Genomic DNA, 20830 nt, shown 5'->3' with positions numbered 1-20830 from the left:
AAGGGAGCGGCGATGCCGACGCGAGAGCCGACGCGAGAGCCGGCGCGCCCCCCGGGGCGACACCAGCCCAAGCGGCCGCCTGCGCGCATCCCGGCCAGGCGGACCTTCGGCGACGTGCTCGCCGGGCTCGCGGCGCTGGTGGCGCTGGTGGCGTTGGTGGGCGGGGTGCCGTACGCGCTGCTCAGGTTCGCCGGGCCGCCGGTCACGTCCGAGATGCTCGACCTGCGGTTCTTCACCGCCGAGGCCGGGCCGAGCACGATCCAGGCCGTGCTGGTGCTGCTGGTGTGGCTGGCCTGGTTCCAGCTCTTCGTGTGCGTGCTGGTCGAGGTGTACGCCGGTGTCCGAAGAGTCGGGATGCCTGCCCGCGTACCGCTGTCGGGCGGCACGCAGGCGCTGGCCAACAAGCTCGTCGGCGCGGTGCTGCTGCTGTTCACGGCCGGGGCCATGATCGCGCCCATCGCGCGGATGGCCGCGCCGCCCGCCGCGCCGCCGGTGACCGCGGTCGCCTACTCCGCGCCGATCGTCGAGCAGACGCTGGAGACCCACAAGACCAAGAAGGTGTACGTCGTGCAGCCCCCGCACGGGAGGCACCACGAGAGCCTGTGGGAGATCGCGGAGAAGTGCCTGGGAGACGGCCGCCGATATCCCGAAATTTACCGACTCAACCAGGCCAAGGAGCAGCCGGACGGCACCCGTCTGCGCATGGCCGACCTGATCAGGCCCGGCTGGGTGCTCGACATGCCGGACGACGCCAGGAACGTGCACATCGTCCCCGCCGGCCAGTCCCGCGAGCAGACGCTGCGCGAGCACCCCGGCGTGGCCCACACCCGCGCCCAGCCCGACGCCCGCCACCACGCCGCCAAGAAGGCCACGGAGGGCAAGGCCACCGAGAAGAGCGAGAAGGACCAGGCCAGGCACCGCAAGCCCGACGTCCGGCAGGACCAGCCCGAGATCACCATCAGGGAGGCGCAGAGCCTCGACCTGATCGACTACCTGGCCGGGGCCTCGCTGGCCGCCGCCGGGCTGCTGGCCCTGCTGGCCAGGAGGCGGCGGGAGCAGTTGTGGCGCAGGGTGTTCGGGCGCCGGATCGTCCGGCCGCGCGACGACGCCGCCCAGGCCGAGGTCGCGCTCAGGCTGGGCGGCGACGCGCCGGGCGCGCGCATCCTCGACATCGGGCTGCGGCTGCTCGGCGCCGAGCTGGCCGCCCAGCACCGCACCCCGCCCACCGTCTACGGCGCCCACCTGTCCCCGCGCACGCTCGACCTGTGGATCCACCCACCCGACGACGACCCGCCCGAGCCGTGGACGGCCCAGGACGGCGGCCAGGTGTGGCGTCTGCCCGCCCACGAGGGCCGCCTGCTGGCGGAACAGGCGGGCGGCGCGCCGTACCCGGGACTGGTCTCGATCGGCACGGACGCGAGCGGGCGGGTGCTGATCGACCTGGAGGCCGCGCAGGGCCTGATCAACATCCGCGGCCCGCAGACCACCGCGGCGCTGGCCGCGCTCGCCGTCGAGCTGGCCACCAACCGCTGGTCCGACCGCATGCGCATCACGCTCGTCGGGTTCGGCGAGGAGCTGACCGCGATCGCCCCCGACCGGATCAGGGCCGTCGGCGGCCTGGCCGAGGTGCTGCCCGAGCTGGAGGCGACCGCCGCGCCGCGCCGGGAGGTGCTCACCGGACGCGTCTCCGGCAGCCCGCGCGACGCCCACTACCTGCTGTCGGCCGTGGCGCCCACGCACGAGGAGGCCCGCCGCCTGGCGCTGCTGGCCCGCCGGGACACCGCCGGGTACGTCCTGGCCGGCGACGTCCCGCACGCCACCTGGACGCTGGAGATCGGCGACGACGGCAAGGCGCGCATCGCCGAGCTGGGCTTCGAGGTCGAGGCCCAGCTGCTGCCGCGCCGCCACTACAAGGCGCTGGTCGACCTCTTCCGCACCGCCGGACGGCTCGACGGCGAGGCATATCCCGAGGCCGAGCCGCTGGAGGGCCTGCACCCGCCCGCCGTCGAGATCAGGATGCTCGGCCCGATCGAGATCGCCGGGCTCGCGCCCCTCGAAGAGGGCCGCATGGCGCTGGCCACCGAGCTGCTGATCTACCTGGCCACGCATCCCGGCGGCGTGCACCCCGTCGTGCTCGGTGGCGTGTTGTGGCCGCGCGGGGTCCAGACCATGGTCAGGGACGCCACCATCGCCCGCGTCGCCGACTGGCTCGGCCCCGAGCACCTGCACGTCGACGAGGCCGGGCGGCTCAGGCTCGGCCCCGAGGTCCGTACGGACTGGGCCCTGTTCCGCGAGCTGGTCCGCCGCTCCCAGCACGACCCGACGGCCCGCACCGTCCTGCTGGAGAAGGCGCTCGGCCTGGTACGCGGCCCGCTCCTGGCCAACCGCCCGTCCGGCCGGTACGCCTGGCTGGCGGCCGACGACCTGGAGTACGACGTCGCGGCCAGCGTGGCCGACGCGGCCCACCGGCTGTGCGAGCTGCGGCTGGCCCAGGACGAGCCGGACGCGGCGGTGGCGGCCGTCCGCGCGGCGCTGCTGCTGGCGACCGACGACGAGGGGCTCTGGCGCGACCTGCTGCGGGCCACCCACGCCACCGGGGACGCCGTCCGCATGCGGGCCGTGGTCGAGGTCCTGACCCGCAGGGCCGCCTCCCACCCGTACGGCGGCGGGATGGCCCCGGAGACCGAGGCGTTGATCGAGGAACTGCTGCCCTCGTGGCGCATCCACGTGGTGAGGGAGTCGTCCGCATGAGACGTATGACGGTGATCGCGCTCGTCCTGCTGGTGGCGGGGTGCGGGCAGGCCGAGCGGCCGTACACGCCGCAGCCGGGCCCGTCAGGGATCACCTCGGCGACCGCGGCGGCGCCCGAGACCGGGGGCTCGGCGCGGCCCTCCGCGGACGCGCCCGGCGTCGAGACGGTCGAGGTCGGCGGCGGGAAGCTGCGGGTCGACATCGACTGGCCCGCCCGGCGCGACCCGCTCATGCGCGTCATCACCGACTGGTACCTCGCCTCCCGCAAGGTGATGGTCTCGGGAAGCGATCGATACCTGAAGGATCTGGATCTCGAACTCCAGGCGGTGCGCCAGGCGTATGACGGAGTACGCCGGTACACCGAGGAGGACAGAAGGGTGAAGGGCGTCGCCAGACTGTACGGCCTGCGGGTCACGAAGGTGCTGGACAAGGGTGCGCAGATCGACACCTGCGTGGACGAGTCGAAGGCCCGCGTGGTCAGCGCGAGCAGCGGCGAGGCCGTCTCGCCCCAGCCCTCCATCATGCGCGCCCCCTACCTCCAGAGGGCCCTCGCGCACCGCGGCGACGACGGCGTGTGGCGGATCCGGGAATTCCTCTATGACAAGGAAGGATGCGCGCGATGAACCGCGTGATCTCGCTGGCCACCGCGGCCCTGATGCTGCTGGGCCAGCTCGACGACCCCGGCGAGACCGCCGGCAGCCCCATCGAGCACGGCCGGACCAGAGGGATCGAGCTGCGCAACTCCAGGATCGTCATCTCCGGCAACGGCGCCAAGGGCGGCAAAACGGACGGATACGTCCTCAAGCGCCCCTGCTGGTACGAGCCCGGCATGACGGGCGCCGAGATGCTGAAGTCGCAGGAGGGCCTGCGCGACTACTGGTTCAGGTACACCAAGGACGCGTCCGAGGAGGGGTTCCAGGAGTTCCTCAAACAGTTCAAGGACAAGGTCGGCAAGGACGGACGCTGGTGGGGCCCCGCGTACGACGCCTCCGACCCGAAGGGCCAGGTCTGCTTCGCGGCGCTCGACCCGTTCGTGTTCGTGCCGCCGGGCACGACGCCGCCCTCCGGGATCACGATCCGGGAGCTCGCCGAGATCGCCAGGGCGTCCCTGACCGTGCCCGAGCCCACGATCAAGCTGAGCCCCGACGCCAAGAGCTTCGTCAACCTGCCCACCTGGGTCTGGCTGGAGGGCCTGGGCGAGCGGCGCAGATCGGTCACCGCGGAGATCCCGGGCGTCATGAGCGTGACCGTGGTGGCCACGCTGAAGAGCATCAAGATCGACCCGGGCACCACGAAGGACCGGGCGGAGGTGCACGAGGAGGGCTGCGGGGCGGCCGGACGTCCGTACGCCAAGGGGGCCTCGTTCACCTGTGGCGTGCGTTACCTGCGGGCCTCGATCGACCAGCCGCGCGAGGCGTACCGGCTCACCGTCACCACGTCGTGGCCGGTGGAGACGACGGGTGACGCGGTGCCGTTCCAGTTCGCGCCGGTCGAGGCGGGGGCGACCAGGGACGTGCCGGTCGGCGAGATCCAGAGCAACGTGAAGCCGTAAGGGGCCGAGCTAGGCGATCACTGCGGCCAGCGGTGCCAGCTCGGGCTGCTCGGCCGCCTCCGCCAGCACCTCCTTCAGCACGGTGTCGTGCGTCGGGCCCGCCGCGGTCAGCAGGTCGCGGCCGTCGGGGGTGACCTCGGAGTAGATGCCGCGCCGGTCGTCCTCGCACAGGTAGCGCTTGAGCAAGCCGCGCTTCTCCAGCCGGGTGACCAGCCGGGTCGTGGCGCTCTGGCTGAGCACGACCGCGCGGGCGAGCTGCTGCATGCGCATGTGCCAGCCGTCCTGGCGGGCCAGGGCGTCGAGCACCGTGTACTCGCTCACGCTCAGGCCGTGCGCCTTCTGCAGCGCCTTCTCCAGCCTGTCCTCGATCTTCGCGTGCAGGGCGGCGAGGGTGCGCCACCCCTGGGCACGCGCCTCCACGGCGTCGTCGGCCAGAGGCATGTGAACCCCTCCTCGTGCTCGTGTCCGCCATTAGTAGGCGCATGCAAATGATGCCTACGCCGTCTAACGTCGCATGAACCCCATTCTATGCCGCGGCTCAGTCGCTGAGCTCGTCCACGTTCTCGGTGGTGACGGCCCAGTCGACCCAGGTGGCGAGGAGTTCGGGATCGGGGCACTGCAGGATCCGCTCGGCCGCGTACTCGGGCACGGGGATGCCCCTGGCCGTCAGAATCCGCACGATCGCCTCAGCCATGCCCCTGGCTCTGCTGGACCTGTGCAAGGCCCTGATCTGGGCCCTGCGCAAGGCATGGTCGAAGGTCAGGCCTTCAGCTCTGCCTTCCGCGAACCATGCGACACGGCTCGGGAATCCGGGATCACGGCGCCCGTCCGTCGTCACAGGTGCGGATTCCAGGGTCGGCGACATGCGAACACATTACCGAACGCTTTCATGTCGTCACTGTAGGTTGAGGGTTTGTCCGCTTTCGTGGGCGAGGAGCCATTCCTTGACCGGGACGCCGTAGTAGTAGCCGCCGTAGCCGCCCGTGCTGGGCAGGACGCGGTGGCAGGGGACGAAGGGGGCGATGAGGTTCTGGGCGCAGGCGGAGCCGGCGGCACGGGCGGCGGTACGGGGAAGGCCGGCGGCCTGGGCCAGCTCGGCGTACGAGACCGTCGTCCCCGCGCGGACCTCGCGCAGCGCTTCGTGCAGGCGCTTTCGGGTGGGGGAGCCGGGCTGCGAGACCGGGACGGCGTCCAGGGCGTCGAGGTCCCCGTCGAAGTAGGCCCGGACGGCTTCGGTGGGGGCGCCGAGGTCGTCCACCACGTCGAGGCCCTCCGCCTGAAGGGCAGGGGTGAGGCGGACGAACATCTCCGCCGGGTCGGCCGTGAAGCCGCCCGCGACGAGGACGCCCTCGCGGGTGAGCAGCGACAGCGAGCCGATCGGCGTCGGCAGGACCTGGGCGGTGATCATGAAGAGCTCCAGAGGTGCAGGGCGGCGTAGGCCCGCCAGGGCCGCCACCGTTCGATGTGGTCGTCGGGGATGCCCAGGGCGGCCATGCGCTTGTTCAGCACGAGGTCGCCCGTGGGCCAGGCGTCGGGATCGCGCAGCGCGCGCAGCGCGATGTAGCTGGCGGTCCAGGGGCCGATGCCGGGCACCTTCAGCAGCTCGGCCCCGGCCTCGGCCGGGTCCTGGCCGCCGTCGAGGTCGATGTCGCCGTCGGCGACGCGGCCCGCCAGGTCGGCGAGGGTGGCGATCCTGCGGTTGGTCAGGCCGAGGCCCGTCAGGTCGGCCTCCCGCAGCTCGGCCGCGGTGGGGAAGAGCGGGCCGCCGGCCCTGGCGACGATGCGGCCGAGCAGCGTACGGGCTCCGGCCACCGAGATCTGCTGGCCGACCACCGCGCGTACGGCCAGCTCGAAGCCGTCGAACGTGCCCGGCACCCGCAGTCCGGGCCGGGCCTCGACGAGCGGGGCCAGCGAGGTCTGGCCGAGCGCCTCGGCGATGGCGTCGGGGTCGGCGTCCAGGTCTAGCAGGCGGCGGCAGCGGGCGACGATGCGGGCCAGCTGCCGGGTGTCGGCCAGGGCCACGTCGAGCGCGATGTGGTCCGGCCGGGGGGTGAGCGTGATCGTCCCGCCCGGCACGGCCCTGGAGTACGACTCCGGGCCCGCGACCTCAAGGCCGGGGATGGCGCGTGAGGTCAGGAAGCCGAACACGCCCGCCACGTCGTACGGCTCGCGGCGGTGCAGCCGCAGCCTCAGCGTGACCGGCCCGGCGGCCTCGGGCTCGGGCGGCGCCGCCGGACGTCCGGCCGTGGCGCGCAGCTCGCTGGGCGTGAAGCCGTACGTCTCCCGCATCGTGGCGTTGAACTGCCGCACGCTGCCGAACCCGGCCGCGAACGCCACCTCGGTGACCGGCAGCCCGGTCTCCGTCAGCAGCTGCTTGGCCAGCAGGAGCCGCTTGGTGCGGGCCACGGCCAGCGGCCCGACGCCCAGCTCGGCCACGAACAGCCGGTGCAGGTGGCGTTCGGTGATGTGCAGCCGCCGGGCCAGCCCGGCCACCCCGCGCTCGTCGGCGGCTCCGTCGTCGATCAGCCGCAGGGCCCGGCCGATGAGGTCGCCGCGCAGGTCCCAGCCGGGATCGCCGGGCGACAGCTCGGGCCGGCAGCGTTTGCACGGCCGGAACCCGGCCGCCTCGGCCGAGGCCGCGTGCCGGTAGAAGCGCACGTTCCTGGAGGAGGGGGTACGCGCCGGGCAGATCGGCCGGCAGTAGATGCGCGTGGTCGTCACCGCGGTGTAGAAGCGCCCGTCGAACCGGGAGTCCCTGGCGGAGACCGCCCGGTAACAGGAGTCGAAGTCGAGCTCTAGGGGTGACATGCCCCCGAGACTATGCGCGGGCCGCGGGTGCCGACCGGCGGAAATCGGACCTCACCATGAAAACGCAGGTCAGCAGGTCAGTACGGCCGATCGGCGGTATTCGGACCTGATCGGCGAAGGGCTGAGAAGTGGATCGGCAGCCAGCTCACGGCCATGATCACCGCACCGGCCCAGAGCGGCGCGCGCACCCCCCACACCTCGCCGAGCAGTCCGGCCAGCAGCCCGCCGAGGCCGACCGCGCCCATCAGCAGCAGCCGCATGGTGGCCGTCATCCGGCCGAGCAGGTGGTCCGGCGTGACGCGCTGCCGCATGCTCACCAGCAGCACGTTGTTCACCCCGGTACGGAACGTCAGCACGAACCACGCCGCCGCCGCGGCCCACAACCACGGCCCGGCGTCGAGGAACGGGATCACCAGCGCGGGCGGGGAGGTGGCCAGGCTGACCAGCCACACCGCGCGGCCCGTGCCGAAGCGCCGGCTGAGCAGATGGGCCGACGACGACCCGGCGAGCACACCGAGCCCGCCCACCGCCAGGTACGCCCCGAACACCCACTCCGGATAGCCGAGCCGCCCGACGATGAGCACCGGCAGCAGGACCGAGCAGAGCGGGAACGCCAGGTTCGCCATCGTGCTCTGGACCAGGGCCGCGACCAGCACCCGGTTGCCGAGGATGAACCGCACGCCCGCCGCGATCCGGGCCCGCAGGGGCTCGGCCGCCTCCGGCGAGCCGTCCAGGGGGATTGCCGGTTCGGGGACGCCGCGCAGCCAGGCCGCCGACCACAGGTAGCTCAGCGCGTCCAGCAGCACGGCCAGCGGTGCGCCCACGATCTGGGCCAGGACCCCGGCGAGGCTGCGTCCGGCGACGTCCATGCCCGCGGCCGTGCCCACGAGCAGCGAGTTGGCCGACGTCAGCCGTTCGCGCCCGACCAGCCCCGGCACGATGCTCATGGACGCCACGTCGAACAGCAGCGATCCCGCGCCCACGAGCACCGTCACCACGTAGAGCTGCGCCATGGACAACGTCCCGGCCCACCAGGCCACCGGCACCGACAGCAGCGCCACGGCCCGTGCGGCGTCCATCGCGATCATCAGGCGGCGCCGCCGGACGCGGTCCACCCACGCCCCGGCGGGCAGCCCGATCACCAGCGCCGTGAGCGTGGCGAGCGCCGAGAGCAGCCCGACCTCGCCCGCGCCCGCCCCGAGGGCGGTCACGGCGAGCAGCGGGAGGGCGACGTAGGTGATCTGGCTGCCGAGCTGGCTGACCGCGCCGGCGACGAACAGGTTGCGGAACGCGCGAAGCCGCAAGAGTGGAGCTTCCACCAAGGTTGCTGACATGTCTGCAGGATGCTGAAATGTCGGGCAAGGCCGCTATCGATTAAGTGACAAGCAAATTCAATGACCCTCGACCTGACGTTCACCGCCCACGACCTCGCCAACATCCGCTTCGCCGTCTCCCCGCTCGGCGAGGTCGTGGCCAGCGCGCGCGTGGTGAAGAACCCGGCCGCGCACCCGCTCCTGCGCCCCTGGGCCGATCAGGTGCGCCGCCGCCTCCAGGACGTGGACTGGCGGCTGCTGTCGGACCTGGTCCCGGTGCCCACCGTCTCGATCGCGGGCTTCACCTGCACCCCGCCCTCGACGTCCATGCCGGACCTGGAGCTGGAACTCGCCACGATGCGGGGTGCGGCCGCCCGGGTGCGCACGGACCTGGACCACATCGGCGGTCCCCGGACGAAACGGGTGCAGGCCCTCTACGACGACCCGGAACAGGGCCTCGAACGCCTGGCCACTGAGGTGGCCGGCTACTGGGAGGCGGCGATGGCGCCGTACTGGCCGCGGATCAGGTCGCTGCTGGAGGGCGAGATCCTGCACCGGGCCCGGCTGCTGGCCGAGGGCGGCGCCCGGCGCATGCTGGCCGACCTCGACGACGCCGTCACCTGGGACGACGGCACGCTGCGGCTGGAGCACCGGTACGTGTCCGGCCGCCGGTCGCTGAGAGGGCTCGGGCTGCTGCTGGTGCCGTGCGTGTTCGCCTGGCCGCGGGTCCTGTCGGTCACGACGCCGCCGTACCAGCCGACCGTGCGTTACGCGCCGCGCGGCATCGCGACGCTCTGGGAGCGCCGCGAGGTGGACCCGCCCGAGGCGCTGGCCGCCGTGCTCGGCAGGACGCGCGCCCGGCTGCTGGCCGAGCTGGACCAGCCCGCCTCGACGCGCGACCTCGCCCAGCGCGCCGGGCTCTCCGAGCCCGGCGTCAACCAGCACCTGACGGCGCTGCGCAAGGCCGGCCTGTGCACCGCGCACCGCACCGGCCGGTACGTGCTCTACGCCCGCACGGCGGTCGCCGAGACGCTGCTCTACTTGGAGGAGACCCCCACCCCCAGGTCGAACTCCCGGTAGACGCGCGCCCAGAACCCGTCACGCAGCCAGACCCGGGCCTCCGGGTAGGGCCGCAGCGAGTGCCCGAGCTCCTTCTCCGCCTCGATCAGCAGCTCGGTGTCGATCACCGTCGGCAGGATCGGGCCGGGCAGCAGGTCGCGGATGTTGTCGCGGCCGCGGGTGAGTATCCACTTCTGGGCGACGTGCTCGCCGACGTCCTCCACGCGCGGACGGCTGGGCCCGAGCTTGGCGACCTGGCCGGGCTTGGCGTGCGGCTTGACCGGCGCGCGCCCGGCGAACACCTGGGCGGGCGAGGGAGCCGTGACGGGCGGGGTGACCGCGACCGGCTGCGGAGCGCGACTGAAAAAGGGTCTCAGGAAATCGGCGGAGATCACTTCCACCGTGTCGGACTCCCACACCAGACGCTCGGCCTGGTTGGTGCCGTAGGGCGGCTCGACGCCCCACAGGTGGATGCGCACGCCGTACGCCTGCGCCGCCTCGACCGCCGGAACCATGTCCTCATCGCCCGCCAGCAGGATCGTGTCGGTCACCGCGTGATGCCGGGCGAGCGCCTCCAGGTCGCTCCTGATCTGCGCGTCGACGCCCTTCTGCTGGCCGCGGGCGTTGAGGTTGCCGAGGCGAACCTTGACCCACGGGAGCTGGGCGATGACACGCTGGTCGACGGTCGGCACACGGTCGCGGGCGGCGTCATACCAATAGATCCGCAGAAGTTCGCCGGAAATACGTTCCTCTGCATGTTTCTGTAGACTCTGGATGAGCTCATCGGCGGCCACCCGATATTCCTTGCGTTCCTTCGCGCCGAGCAGCACCTCACCTGCCGCAGCGTAGAGATAACCGACATCCACTAGGACGGCGTACTTGGCTGCCACAGGATGCGGCATGAGGTCTGGGATGGCCATGTCGTCCTCCAGGCCGCGGTGTTAGTTGATCGGCTGACTATATACGCCTACTTTCTCTAGATAGTCCCAACTCCCGGGGAACTTGACACCCGATTCCCGGGATCTATCTAGGGTAGTGCGCTCATCCGCCAAGCCGCCTTCCCTGGCAGGCCAGGGTTACGCATACCTCTGGCGGGGTTTCGCCATGTTTGTCTACGGGGTCTCTCGGGTTCGGCGTACGAGCTCCGCCGCGTGGCGAGCACGGCCACCACGGCCGCGATCTCCTCGGGCGTGGCGTCGCCGCGGACTATGCGCAGGTGGTCGCTCATAGAGGAATGTTCCCATGCTTCTTCGGCGGCAGCGAGGCTCTCTTGTTACGCAACGCGCGAAGAGCCCGGACAACTTGGGGTCGGGTTTCGGATGGCCGAATCACCGAGTCCACATAGCCGCGTTCGGCCGCGATGTACGGATTGGCCAGAGTGTCCTCGTACTCGGTGACGAGCCGGGCGCGCTCGGCGTCGGGGTCGTCGGAGGCCGCCAGTTCGCGCCGGTAGAGGATGTTGACCGCGCCCTGCGCGCCCATGACCGCGATCTGGGCGGTGGGCCAGGCGAGGTTGACGTCCGCGCCGAGGTGCTTGGAGCCCATGACGTCGTACGCGCCGCCGTACGCCTTGCGGGTGATGACCGTGACCAGCGGGACCGTGGCCTCGGCGTAGGCGTACAGGAGCTTGGCGCCGCGGCGGATGATTCCGTTCCATTCCTGATCGGTGCCGGGGAGGAATCCTGGTACATCAACAAAAGTCAGGATCGGAATATTAAAGGCATCACAAGTTCGAATAAATCTGGCGGCCTTCTCGGAGGCGTCGATATCCAGACATCCGGCGAAATGCATGGGTTGGTTGGCGACGACCCCGACCGGCTGGCCGTCCACGCGGCCGTAGCCGACCACGATGTTCGGCGCGAACAGCGCGTGGACCTCCAGGAACTCCCCGTCGTCGAGCACGTGCTCGATCACCTGGTGCATGTCGTACGGCTGGTTGGGGGAGTCGGGGATCACCAGGTCGAGCTCGGGGTCGGGCTCCAGGTCGGCGGCGGCGGCGAAGGCCGGGGCCTCGTCCAGGTTGTTGGAGGGCAGGTAGGACAGCAGCGCCTTGACGTAGTCGAGGGCGTCCTCCTCGTCGGCGGCCTGGTAGTGGGCCACGCCCGACTTGGTGTTGTGCGCGCGGGCGCCGCCCAGCTCCTCGAACGTGACCTCCTCGCCGGTCACCGTCTTGATCACGTCAGGGCCGGTGATGAACATGTGGGACGTCTGGTCCACCATGACAACGAAGTCGGTCAGGGCGGGCGAGTAGACGTGGCCGCCGGCCGCGGCGCCCATGATGAGCGAGATCTGCGGGATCACGCCGGATGCGTGCACGTTCCGCTTGAAGATCTCCGCGTAGAGGCCCAGCGCGACCACGCCCTCCTGGATGCGCGCGCCGCCGCCCTCGTTGATGCCGATGATCGGGCACCCGGTCTTGAGCGCCAGGTCGATCACCTTGACGATCTTCTCGCCGTACACCTCGCCGAGGGAGCCGCCGAAGACCGTGACGTCCTGGGAGAACACGCAGACCTGGCGGCCGTCGATCGTGCCGTGGCCGGTGATGACGCCGTCGCCGTACGGCCGCCGCTTCTCCAGCCCGAACATCGTGGACCGGTGGCGGGCGAACTCGTCGAACTCCACGAACGAGCCCTCGTCGAGCAGCGCGAGCACCCGCTCGCGCGCGGTCATCTTGCCCTTGGCGTGCTGTTTGTCCACCGCCGACGACGAGCCGGCGTGCACGGCCTCGTCGAGCCTTCGCTCCAGGTCGGCGATCTTGCCCGCGGTGGTGTGGATGTCCGGCATCTCCGGCATGGGATCGGCGGCTGCGCTCATGCGCGTTAGGCTAACCCGTCCTCCTAGAGTGGATCCATGACGGATGCGGTTCGCTCCCACGGCCTGTACAAGCGCTATGGCGCGCAGGTCGCGGTGGCCGGGGTCGACCTCGTGGTCCCGGCGGGCAGCTTCGCGGGCCTGGTCGGTCCCAACGGGGCCGGCAAGACCACCACGCTGAGCATGATCACGGGGCTGCTGCGGCCAGACGGCGGCCAGGCCGCGATCGACGGGTTCGACGTCTGGCGCGACCCGGTCGCCGTCAAGGCGCGCATCGGCGTGCTGCCCGAGGGGCTGCGGCTGTTCGAGCGGCTGTCGGGCCGCGAGCTGCTGCTCTACAACGGCCGGCTGCGCGGCATCCCCAAGGCCGACGTCGAGCAGCGCGCGGGCGAGCTGCTCGACGTGATGGACCTGACCGGCGCCGCCGACAAGCTCGTCGTCGACTACTCCACCGGCATGCGCAAGAAGATCGGGCTGGCCGCGGCGCTGCTGCACAACCCGTCCGTGCTCTTCCTCGACGAGCCGTTCGAGGGGGTCGACCCGGTCAGCTCCAACACCCTGACCGAGGTGCTGCGACGTTTCACCGCCTCCGGCTCGACGGTCATCTTCTCCAGCCACGTCATGGACCTCGTCGAGCGGCTGTGCGACTGGGTGTCGGTGATGAGCGGCGGTCACATCGTCGCCCAGGGGCCGCTGGATCAGGTGCGTGGCGGCTCCAGCCTCAACGAGGCGTTCATGCGGCTGGTCGGCGGCGGCTCCCGCGCCCACGGCGAGGCCGGGCTGAGCTGGCTCGGCGCCCGCCCCGGAAACCAGCCCCCGACCGCAACCCCTGCCGCGCCCCCTGCCACGCCCCCGACCGTGCCCCCCCGCCGCCGCCGCGCCCCAGGACACGCCGTGAGCGCCGCCGGGGCCGTCCCGGACAGAGCCGGCAGGGGGTCCGCCGTCACGGGGTCGCCCGTGGCGACGGCCGCGCTGTTCGCGCGGCTCAAGCTGCGCCTGCTGGTCGGCAACCTGCGCGGCGATGTGCAGCGCAAGCTCGGCTTCGTCTTCACCCTGCTCGCCGCGGCCGGCCTGGCCGTGCTCGGGTTCCTGCTGATGAGCCTGCTCAGGCTGGCGCCCTCCGACGTCGCCGCCGAGCTGGTGATCGTCGCGTTCGCGTTCTTCCTGGTGAGCTGGATGATCGTGCCGCTGCTGGCGTTCGGGCTCGACGACACGCTCGACCCGGCGCGGCTGTCGCTGTTCCCGCTGCGTACGCGCGAGCTGGCCGTCGGGCTGTTCACCGCGTCCGCGACGGGCGCGTGGCCGCTGGCGATGCTGGTCGTCACGGCCGGCGCGCTGGTCGGGCTGCCCACGGGCATCGGGGGCGTGCTGCTCGGCGTGCCCGCGGTGCTGCTGCAGTTCGCGCTCTGCGTGGTCACCTCGCGGCTGATCACCACCTCGCTGTCCGGGGCGCTGCGCAGCCGACGCGGACGTGACGTGCTGGCCGTGGCCGCCCTGTTCGTGGTGCTGCTGGCGCAGCTGCCCAACCTGCTGATGAACCGCGGCCTCGGCGACCCCGCCGCGATCCTCCACCGGCTGGCCGGCGTCCTGCGCTGGACGCCGCCGGGCATGGCCGCGCACGCCATGGCCGACGGCGGCCTGGTCGGCGTGGCGGAGCTGGCCGCCGTCGCGGCGCTGGTCGTGGTGGTCGCCTGGCTGTGGATCAAGGCGCTCGGCCGAGCCCTGGTCTCGCCGGACGCCTCGACGCAGGCGGCCTCCGTCCGCCGGGAGCGCGGCCTGACCGACCGGCTCCTGCCCGACGGGCCGCTGGCGGCCGTGGTGACCAAGGAGCTGAAGTACATCAGGCGGGAGCCGAGGTTCCGCGTGGGCTGGTTCTCGTCGGTCGTGGTGACCGTCGTCCTGGCGTTCTCGCTGAACAACAGCACCGGAGGGCAGGCGGGGCCGGTGCTGCCGGTGCTGATCACCGGCATGGGCGCGCTGATGATCTCGTTGCAGTCGGGCAACGCGTTCGGCATCGACGGGCGTTCCCTGTGGATGAACGCCGTGGCCTTCGGCTCGGAGGAGGACCTGCGCCGCGACCTGGCCGGCCGCCACCTGGCCAACAGTCTGGTCGCCACGCCGCTGCTGCTGCTCGTGGCGGTCGCGGCGGCGTTCCTCACCGGCAGCCAGGAGGCCGTCGTGCCGGCGTTCCTGACCGGGCTGGGCGCGCTCGGCGTCGGGCTCGGGGTCGGCTCGGTGACCAGCGTGACGATTCCGTACACGCTGCCCGAGCGGATGAACGCCTTCAGCGGCGCCGCGCCCGGCCAGGGCGGTCAGGCGTTCGCGTCGTCGATGGGGGCGATGCTCGGGATCGCGCTGATGTCGCTGCCGATCGTGCTGCCGCTGGCGTTCGGGCTGACGTGGGTCTCGGTGCTCGCGCCCTTCTACGGCCTGCTGATCGAAGTGCTCGGCAGACGCCTCGCCGGCAAGATCGGCTTCCCTCGCCTCCCGGAGCTCCTGGCGGCCGTCTCCAAGCCGAGTTGAGCCGGCCTCACTCCGTGAGGCCGGCTCGATCGCCGTATGCCGTCACCTTCCCCCGCTCTGGTCGCTGCGCTCCCGCCGCTCCTCCAGGTGACGGCGCTCCGTCGCTTACTGGCCTCACTCCGTGAGGCCGGCTCGATCGCCGGATGCCGTCACCTTCCTCCGCTCTGGTCGCTGCGCTCCCGCCGCTCCTCCAGGTGACGGCGCTCTCTCGCGGTGGTCTAGTCCAATGGGCGAGACCGCCATGCGGTCGCGGAAAGTGAGTCGATACCCTTCGAAGCATGATTGACCAGGGGCTCGAGCGTCGTAGTGCCGCCGTGACCGAGATGCCTGACGAGCTGCGCCACGACGTGCGCATGCTCGGCAAGCTGCTCGGCCAGGTGATCGCCGAACAAGGTGGCGAAGACCTGCTGGCCGACGTCGAACGGTTGCGCAAAGCCGTCATCGCGGCGCGCAGAGGCGAGATTTCCGCCGACGAGATCACCGAAATGGTCGCCGGATGGGAGATCGAGCGGGCGGTCGCGGTCGCCCGCGCGTTCACCTGCTACTTCCACCTGGCGAACCTGGCCGAGGAGCACTACCGGATCCGCACGCTGCGCGAGCGCGACGCCGAGGGGAGGGTGCAGCGGGAGTCGCTGGCGCAGGCCGTCCACGAGCTCGGCGAGGAGCGCGTGAGCGAGCTGCTGCAGGGGCTGGAGCTGCACCCGGTGCTGACCGCGCACCCCACCGAGGCGCGCAGGCGGGCGGTCGTCACCGCCATCCAGCGCATCAGCGGCCAGCTCACCGAGTACAACGCGCCCGGGCGCGGCGCGTCCGAGCGCGCTGAGAGCAGGCGCCGCCTGCTGGAGGAGATCGACCTGCTGTGGCGGACGGCCCAGCTGCGCTCCACCAAGCTCGACCCGCTCGACGAGGTGCGCACCGCCATGGCCGCCTTCGACGAGACGCTGTTCCGCATGGTGCCCCAGGTCTACCGCTCGCTCGACGCGGCGCTCGACGCGGGCACCGGCACCCGTCCGCCGCTGGCCAGGCCGTTCATCCGCTACGGAAGCTGGATCGGCGGCGACCGCGACGGCAACCCCAACGTCACCGCCAAGGTCACCCGCGACACGATCCAGATCCAGTCCGAGCACGTGCTGACCGCCCTGGAGACGGCCTGCACGCGCATCGCCCGCACGCTGACCGCCTCCGCCCAGTTCTCGCCCTGCTCGGCCGAGCTGAAGGGCGCGCTGGCCGCGGCCGTCGACGCGCATCCCGAGCTGGTCTCCGAGCTGGCCACCCGGTCGCCGCGCGAGCCGCACCGCCAGTGGCTGCTGTACGTGGCCGCCCGCATCGCCGCCACCCGCCGCCGCGACCTCGACCTCGCCTACCGCGCGCCCGCCGAGCTGCTGGCCGACCTGCGCCTGATGCAGGAGTCGCTGGCGGGCAGCGCGCCGCGGCAGGCGTACGGGGAGCTGCAGCACCTCGTCTGGCAGGTCGAGACGTTCGGCTTCCACCTGGCCGAGCTGGAGGTGCGCCAGCACTCGCAGGTGCACGCGGCGGCCCTGGAGGAGATCAGGGCCGGCGGCGAGCTGTCGGAGCGCACCGAGGAGGTGCTGGCCACGATCCGGGTGATCGCCTGGATCCAGGAGCGGTTCGGCGTCACGGCCTGCTCCCGCTACGTGGTCTCCTTCACCCGTTCGGCCGACGACATCGCGGCCGTCTACGAGCTGGCCGGGCACGCTCTGGGCGACCGGGCGCCGGTGCTCGACGTGGTGCCGCTGTTCGAGTCGGGCCAGGACCTGGCGAACTCGCCGCGCGTGCTGAGCGGCATGCTGGAGATCCCGCAGATCCAGGACCGCCTGGCCGCGACCGGCCGGCGCATGGAGATCATGCTCGGCTACTCCGACTCGGCCAAGGAGCTCGGCCCGGCGGCCGCCACCCTCCGCCTCTACGAGGCGCAGGAGGAGCTGACCGTGTGGGCCCACGAGCACGACGTCAAGCTGCGCATGTTCCACGGCCGCGGCGGCGCGCTCGGCCGCGGCGGCGGCCCGGCCAACCGGGCGGTGCTGGCGCAGGCGCCGGGCTCGGTCGCGGGCCGCTTCAAGGTTACCGAGCAGGGCGAGGTCATCTTCGCTCGTTACGGGCACATCGCCATCGCCCGCCGCCATCTGGAGCAGGTCACCAACGCCGTGCTGCTGGCCTCCTCGCCCACGGTCGGCGCCCGTACGGCGGCCGCCGCCGAGCGGTTCCGCGGCCTGGCCCAGCAGGTGGCCACGGCCTCGGAGGAGGCCTACCGGGCGCTCACCGAGGCCCCCGGGTTCCCCGAGTGGTTCGCGCTGGTCAGCCCGCTGGAGGAGATCGGCTCGCTGCGGCTCGGCTCCCGTCCGGCCCGCCGCGGCCTGGGCGCGCCGCGCTCGCTGGACGACCTGCGGGCCATCCCGTGGGTGTTCGCCTGGGCGCAGACCCGCGTCAACCTGCCCGGCTGGTACGGCCTGGGCACCGGCCTGGCCGCCGTCGGCTCCCTCGACGAGCTGCGCGCGGCCTACGCCGAATGGCCGCTGTTCAACGCGATGCTGGACAACGCCGAGATGTCGCTGGCCAAGACCGACCGGTCGATCGCCAAGCGCTACCTGGCCCTCGGCGGCCGCGACGACTTCGCCCGCCAGGTGCTGGAGGAGTACGACCGCACCCGCGAGCTGGTGCTGCGGGTGACCGGTCACACGCGGCTGCTGGAGAACCGCAAGGTGCTCTCGCGGGCCGTGCAGCTGCGCGACCCGTACGTCGACGCGCTGTCGCACCTGCAGCTGCGGGCGCTGCGCGCGATGCGCACCGAGGACCTGTCGGAGCAGGAGCGCGAGCGGCTGTCCACGTTGCTGCTGCTGTCGGTCAACGGCGTGGCCGCCGGCCTGCAGAACACGGGCTGAGCACGCGCGGACGGCCCGGCGGGTGGCCGGGCCGTCCGAAGTGCGCGCAATCAGCGCAGGCTGTCGAAGAAAGCCGTGATGTCGGAGGTGAGCGCCTCCGTAGCGGTGTGGGCCGTGTAGTGGCCGCGGGCGGGGGCGGGCAGGGTCTTCCACGAGACGATGCCGCGGTGGTCGCGCTCGGCGAAGCGGCGGATCGACTTGAAGTCGCCCTCACCCATCGCCAGCGCGGTCGGGGTGGTCGTCGGCTCCTGCGGCTGCTCCATGCGGGCGTTCTCCCAGTAGAGCCGCAGGGCCGAGCCGGCGGTGCCGGTGAACCAGTGGATCGAGGCGTTGGTCAGCACGAAGTCGTCGTCCAGGTCCTCGTCGAAGAGCTGGGCGAGCCAGCCGACGAGCCCGGCGGGGGAGTCGGCGAGGGCGTGCGCGAGCGTCTGCGGCTGCTGCGACTGCAGGACGTTGAACGCGCCCTTCTCCTTCCAGAACCAGTCGAGCACGGCCAGCCCGGCCTGGTCCTCCTCGCTCAGGTCGGCGAACTCGGCCGGGTCGCCGGAGGGGAAGGAGAACAGCTGGGTGACGTGCACGCCGACGACGTGCTCGGCGTCGATCCGGCCCAGCTCGGGGGAGATCATCGAACCACCGTCGTTGCCGACGGCGCCGTAGCGCTCGTAGCCGAGGCGGGCCATCAGCTCGGCCCACGCCCCGGCGATGCGCCGGTTGTTCCAGCCGAGCTCCTTGGTCGGGCCGGAGAAGCCGAAGCCGGGCAGCGACGGGACGACCACGTGGAAGTGGCGCGACAGCGGCTCGATCGCGTTGAGGTACTCGGCGACGGTGCCGGGCCAGCCGTGGGTGAGGATCAGCGGCAGGGCGTCGGGGTTGTCGGAGCGTACGTGGATGAAGTGGATGTTCTGCCCGTCGATCTCCGTGGTGAACTGCGGGTAGGCGTTGAGCCGGGCCTCCTGGGCGCGCCAGTCGAAGCCGGACTGCCAGTGGGCCACCAGGCGCTTGACCCGCTCGACGCCCACGCCCTGGTCGGCGCCGGGGATCTCGTCGGCGAAGCGGGTGCGCGCGAGCCGGTCCAGCAGGTCGTCGAGGTCGGCCTGGGGGATCTCGACGCGGAACGGGCGGATGCTCATGAGGGGTCCTCTCGACCGAAGAAGCGGAACGGCTTGTTCTGTTCCAACTATAGCAGAACGGAATACTTCATTCCACAACCTTCACAAGGCAGATCCAAGTGACCTCCAAGACCCACCGACGATCATGGGCCCCCTTGACAAGTGCAGAAAGGGACCCCGATGAAGACAGTCTTGCTGCTGGGCGCCATGCTGCTCGGCAGCCTGCTGGCCGCTCCTCCAGCCCAGGCCGCCGCCGCACCGGCGACCTCGGTGACCCAGGTCAAGGCGGCCCTCGCCGACCGGACGGGCGAGTGCCCCACGACGGTGGCCTTCGCCGCCACGGTGGCCGCCAAGGGCAAGGGCACCGTGCGCTACCGCTGGGTACGCGGTGACGGCAGCAAGAGCGCCATCAGGAGCTTCCGCGTCAACGGCGCGCGCAAGGTCGTCGTGCGGGACCGCCAGACGTTCGACCGCGACACGACCGGCTGGCAGGCCGTCGAGGTCCTCGGCAAGCGCGGGCTGTCGGCCAAGGCGCGCTTCCGCGTCGCCTGCGCCGGAGCCGTCCAGCGCTACGACGTCGTCAACCCGCTGCCTGCCCAGCCGCATCGGGCGCTGGTCGCCGCGGCGAGCGTGCAGGCGAGCCCGCCGTCCCACACCGGCACGTGCCCGACCACGGTGACGTTCACCGCGACCATCCAGGTCTCGCGCACCCCTGCCAAGGTCGGCTACCAGTGGATCGACAGCGCCACCGGTGAGAGCGGCCCCGAGGTGATGTACTTCGCGGCCGGCGGCCCGCGCAGCAGGCAGGTCACGCTGCCGCTGTCCGTGGGCGGGTCCACCGAGGGCTGGAAGTCCGTACGGATCCTGAACGCGGGCGGCCACGACTCGGGACGGGCCCCGTACAAGGTGACGTGCAAGACCACCCCGGGACCCACCCCGACCTCGACGCCCACGGGCACCCCGACCAGCACCCCGACCTCGACGCCGACCGGCACCCCGACGTCGACCCCCACGACCACGCCGACCACCGAGCCCCCGGCCAAGCCCGAGGTGGCGATCACCGACCTGACCCCGGACGGCTACGAGGGCTACTGCGACGAGCCGATCGCCTACACCGCCACCGGGCGCGTCACGCTCCCGGCGGGCGGGGCGACCCAGCTGTCCTACTGGTGGCTGCTCGACAACGTCGAGTGGCAGCACCAGGTGCTCGACTTCCCGGCCAGCGGCCAGCCGAGATCGCAGAACGTCTCCGCCGCCTGGTCGCTCGACTCGTCCAGGACCGGCACGCACAAGCTCGGCCTCGTCACCGACCGCGGCCCGGCGCAGCCGGTGGAGCACTCGTTCACCTTCACCTGCGCGAACGAGCCGCAGACGGCGAAACTGACCTTCCACGACATCCAGACGCCCCTCTACACGGGCGACTGCCCCGCCGGCTCCATCGGGCTCACCGTGGACGGCCACATCTCGACGGACAAGGACGTCGACATCCGCTTCCGCGTCGTCGTGGACGGCAAGCCGGGCGTTGTCAGGACCAAGCACATCTACCCCGGATACGCCAACGGCCTGGGCGACTTCTGGTACAGCTCGTTCAAGTCCAGCACCACCGGCAAGGTCCGCATCGAGGTGCTGAACCAGAACCAGCCGACCCTGGAAGCGCCGTACACCGTGACCTGCAAGCCGGTCGACCCGAACCCGGGCACCGTACGCATCAGCGAGTTCCGCCCGGTCGCCTACTACGGCGACTGCGTGCAGGCCCCGTACGTGACCGCGTTCGCAAGCTTCAAGGCCGCGCCGGGCACCGAGATCTCCTACCGATGGGTGATCGACGGGAAGCCCGGGGAGACGTACACGCACCAGGCCAACAGCGGTGGAAACCTCCAGGTGCAGTCCTCCTACTGGCACCGCGACTCCAAGACCGACGGAGTCGTCAAGCTTGAGGTGCTGAACCACAACAAGCCGTCCGCCGCGGGCGTCTACCCCGTGACCTGCCGATAGGCAGACCCG

16 protein-coding genes are annotated in these 20830 nt (G+C 71.8%); 7 read left to right on the top strand and 9 right to left on the bottom strand.

The window, feature by feature from the left end:
- Positions 1-114 precede the first annotated feature (114 nt).
- The 3 genes from ABT158_RS37555 to ABT158_RS37545 are packed head-to-tail and all read left to right on the top strand — an operon-like array spanning position 115 to position 4303.
- Positions 115-2751, top strand: coding sequence for an AfsR/SARP family transcriptional regulator (locus tag ABT158_RS37555; protein WP_352361861.1), 2637 nt, complete (start codon positions 115-117; stop codon positions 2749-2751).
- Positions 2748-3374, top strand: a complete 627-nt coding sequence (locus ABT158_RS37550; protein ID WP_352361859.1) for a hypothetical protein — start codon at positions 2748-2750, stop codon at positions 3372-3374. The genes ABT158_RS37555 and ABT158_RS37550 overlap by 4 nt, the downstream gene beginning before the upstream one ends.
- The gene (locus ABT158_RS37545; RefSeq protein ID WP_352361857.1) at positions 3371-4303 is read left to right on the top strand and encodes a hypothetical protein; all 933 of its coding nucleotides are present in this window, start codon (positions 3371-3373) and stop codon (positions 4301-4303) included. Before ABT158_RS37550 ends, ABT158_RS37545 begins: the two co-directional genes overlap by 4 nt.
- A gap of 9 nt (positions 4304-4312) precedes the next feature.
- On the opposite strand, the gene ABT158_RS37540 is transcribed toward ABT158_RS37545, so the two are convergent.
- The 5 genes from ABT158_RS37540 to ABT158_RS37520 form a co-directional block, all read right to left on the bottom strand.
- Entirely contained in the window at positions 4313-4744 is a 432-nt protein-coding gene (locus tag ABT158_RS37540; protein WP_352361855.1) for a MarR family winged helix-turn-helix transcriptional regulator, read from the bottom strand.
- 97 nt (positions 4745-4841) lie between these two features.
- Complete coding sequence (locus ABT158_RS37535; RefSeq protein WP_352361853.1) at positions 4842-4997, bottom strand: hypothetical protein; 156 nt, start codon at positions 4995-4997, stop codon at positions 4842-4844.
- 201 nt (positions 4998-5198) lie between these two features.
- Positions 5199-5711 (bottom strand): methylated-DNA--[protein]-cysteine S-methyltransferase, encoded by a 513-nt coding sequence (locus ABT158_RS37530; protein WP_352361851.1) that lies wholly within the window; start codon positions 5709-5711, stop codon positions 5199-5201.
- Positions 5708-7111, bottom strand: a complete 1404-nt coding sequence (locus tag ABT158_RS37525) for a DNA-3-methyladenine glycosylase 2 family protein (RefSeq protein ID WP_352361849.1) — start codon at positions 7109-7111, stop codon at positions 5708-5710. Before ABT158_RS37525 ends, ABT158_RS37530 begins: the two co-directional genes overlap by 4 nt.
- A 77-nt stretch (positions 7112-7188) precedes the next feature.
- Positions 7189-8415 carry an MFS transporter gene (locus ABT158_RS37520; RefSeq protein WP_352361847.1) on the bottom strand — a complete coding sequence of 409 codons (1227 nt, stop codon included), beginning with the start codon at positions 8413-8415 and terminating at the stop codon, positions 7189-7191.
- Between the two features lie 90 nt (positions 8416-8505).
- On the opposite strand from ABT158_RS37520, the gene ABT158_RS37515 reads away from it, so the two are divergent.
- A complete protein-coding gene (locus tag ABT158_RS37515; RefSeq protein ID WP_352361845.1) occupies positions 8506-9504 on the top strand; it encodes an ArsR/SmtB family transcription factor in 999 nt (332 codons plus the stop codon).
- Here the strand turns inward: ABT158_RS37515 and ABT158_RS37510 are convergent.
- From ABT158_RS37510 to ABT158_RS37500, 3 genes are all read right to left on the bottom strand, one after another.
- Entirely contained in the window at positions 9462-10403 is a 942-nt protein-coding gene (locus tag ABT158_RS37510; RefSeq protein WP_352361843.1) for an NYN domain-containing protein, read from the bottom strand. The two genes, ABT158_RS37515 and ABT158_RS37510, sit on opposite strands and share 43 nt — an antisense overlap.
- A 107-nt stretch (positions 10404-10510) precedes the next feature.
- Positions 10511-10711 (bottom strand): acyl-CoA carboxylase subunit epsilon, encoded by a 201-nt coding sequence (locus tag ABT158_RS37505; protein ID WP_352361841.1) that lies wholly within the window; start codon positions 10709-10711, stop codon positions 10511-10513.
- The gene (locus ABT158_RS37500; protein WP_352361839.1) at positions 10708-12297 is read right to left on the bottom strand and encodes an acyl-CoA carboxylase subunit beta; all 1590 of its coding nucleotides are present in this window, start codon (positions 12295-12297) and stop codon (positions 10708-10710) included. The genes ABT158_RS37505 and ABT158_RS37500 overlap by 4 nt, the downstream gene beginning before the upstream one ends.
- A gap of 36 nt (positions 12298-12333) precedes the next feature.
- On the opposite strand from ABT158_RS37500, the gene ABT158_RS37495 reads away from it, so the two are divergent.
- Positions 12334-14817: an ABC transporter ATP-binding protein gene (locus tag ABT158_RS37495; protein WP_352361837.1), complete on the top strand. Its 2484-nt coding sequence runs from the start codon at positions 12334-12336 to the stop codon at positions 14815-14817.
- Between the two features lie 323 nt (positions 14818-15140).
- Entirely contained in the window at positions 15141-17717 is a 2577-nt protein-coding gene (locus tag ABT158_RS37490) for a phosphoenolpyruvate carboxylase (RefSeq protein WP_352362104.1), read from the top strand.
- 50 nt (positions 17718-17767) lie between these two features.
- Here ABT158_RS37490 and ABT158_RS37485 read toward each other — a convergent pair whose 3' ends face one another.
- Positions 17768-18847, bottom strand: coding sequence for an epoxide hydrolase family protein (locus tag ABT158_RS37485; protein ID WP_352361835.1), 1080 nt, complete (start codon positions 18845-18847; stop codon positions 17768-17770).
- 159 nt (positions 18848-19006) lie between these two features.
- On the opposite strand from ABT158_RS37485, the gene ABT158_RS37480 reads away from it, so the two are divergent.
- Positions 19007-20821, top strand: coding sequence for a hypothetical protein (locus tag ABT158_RS37480; RefSeq protein WP_352361833.1), 1815 nt, complete (start codon positions 19007-19009; stop codon positions 20819-20821).
- Positions 20822-20830: the final 9 nt, after the last annotated feature.

This window comes from Nonomuraea sp. NPDC001636 (genome assembly GCF_040298265.1).
Lineage (GTDB): Bacteria > Actinomycetota > Actinomycetes > Streptosporangiales > Streptosporangiaceae > Nonomuraea.
This window is presented reverse-complemented; position numbering and strand designations above follow the sequence as displayed.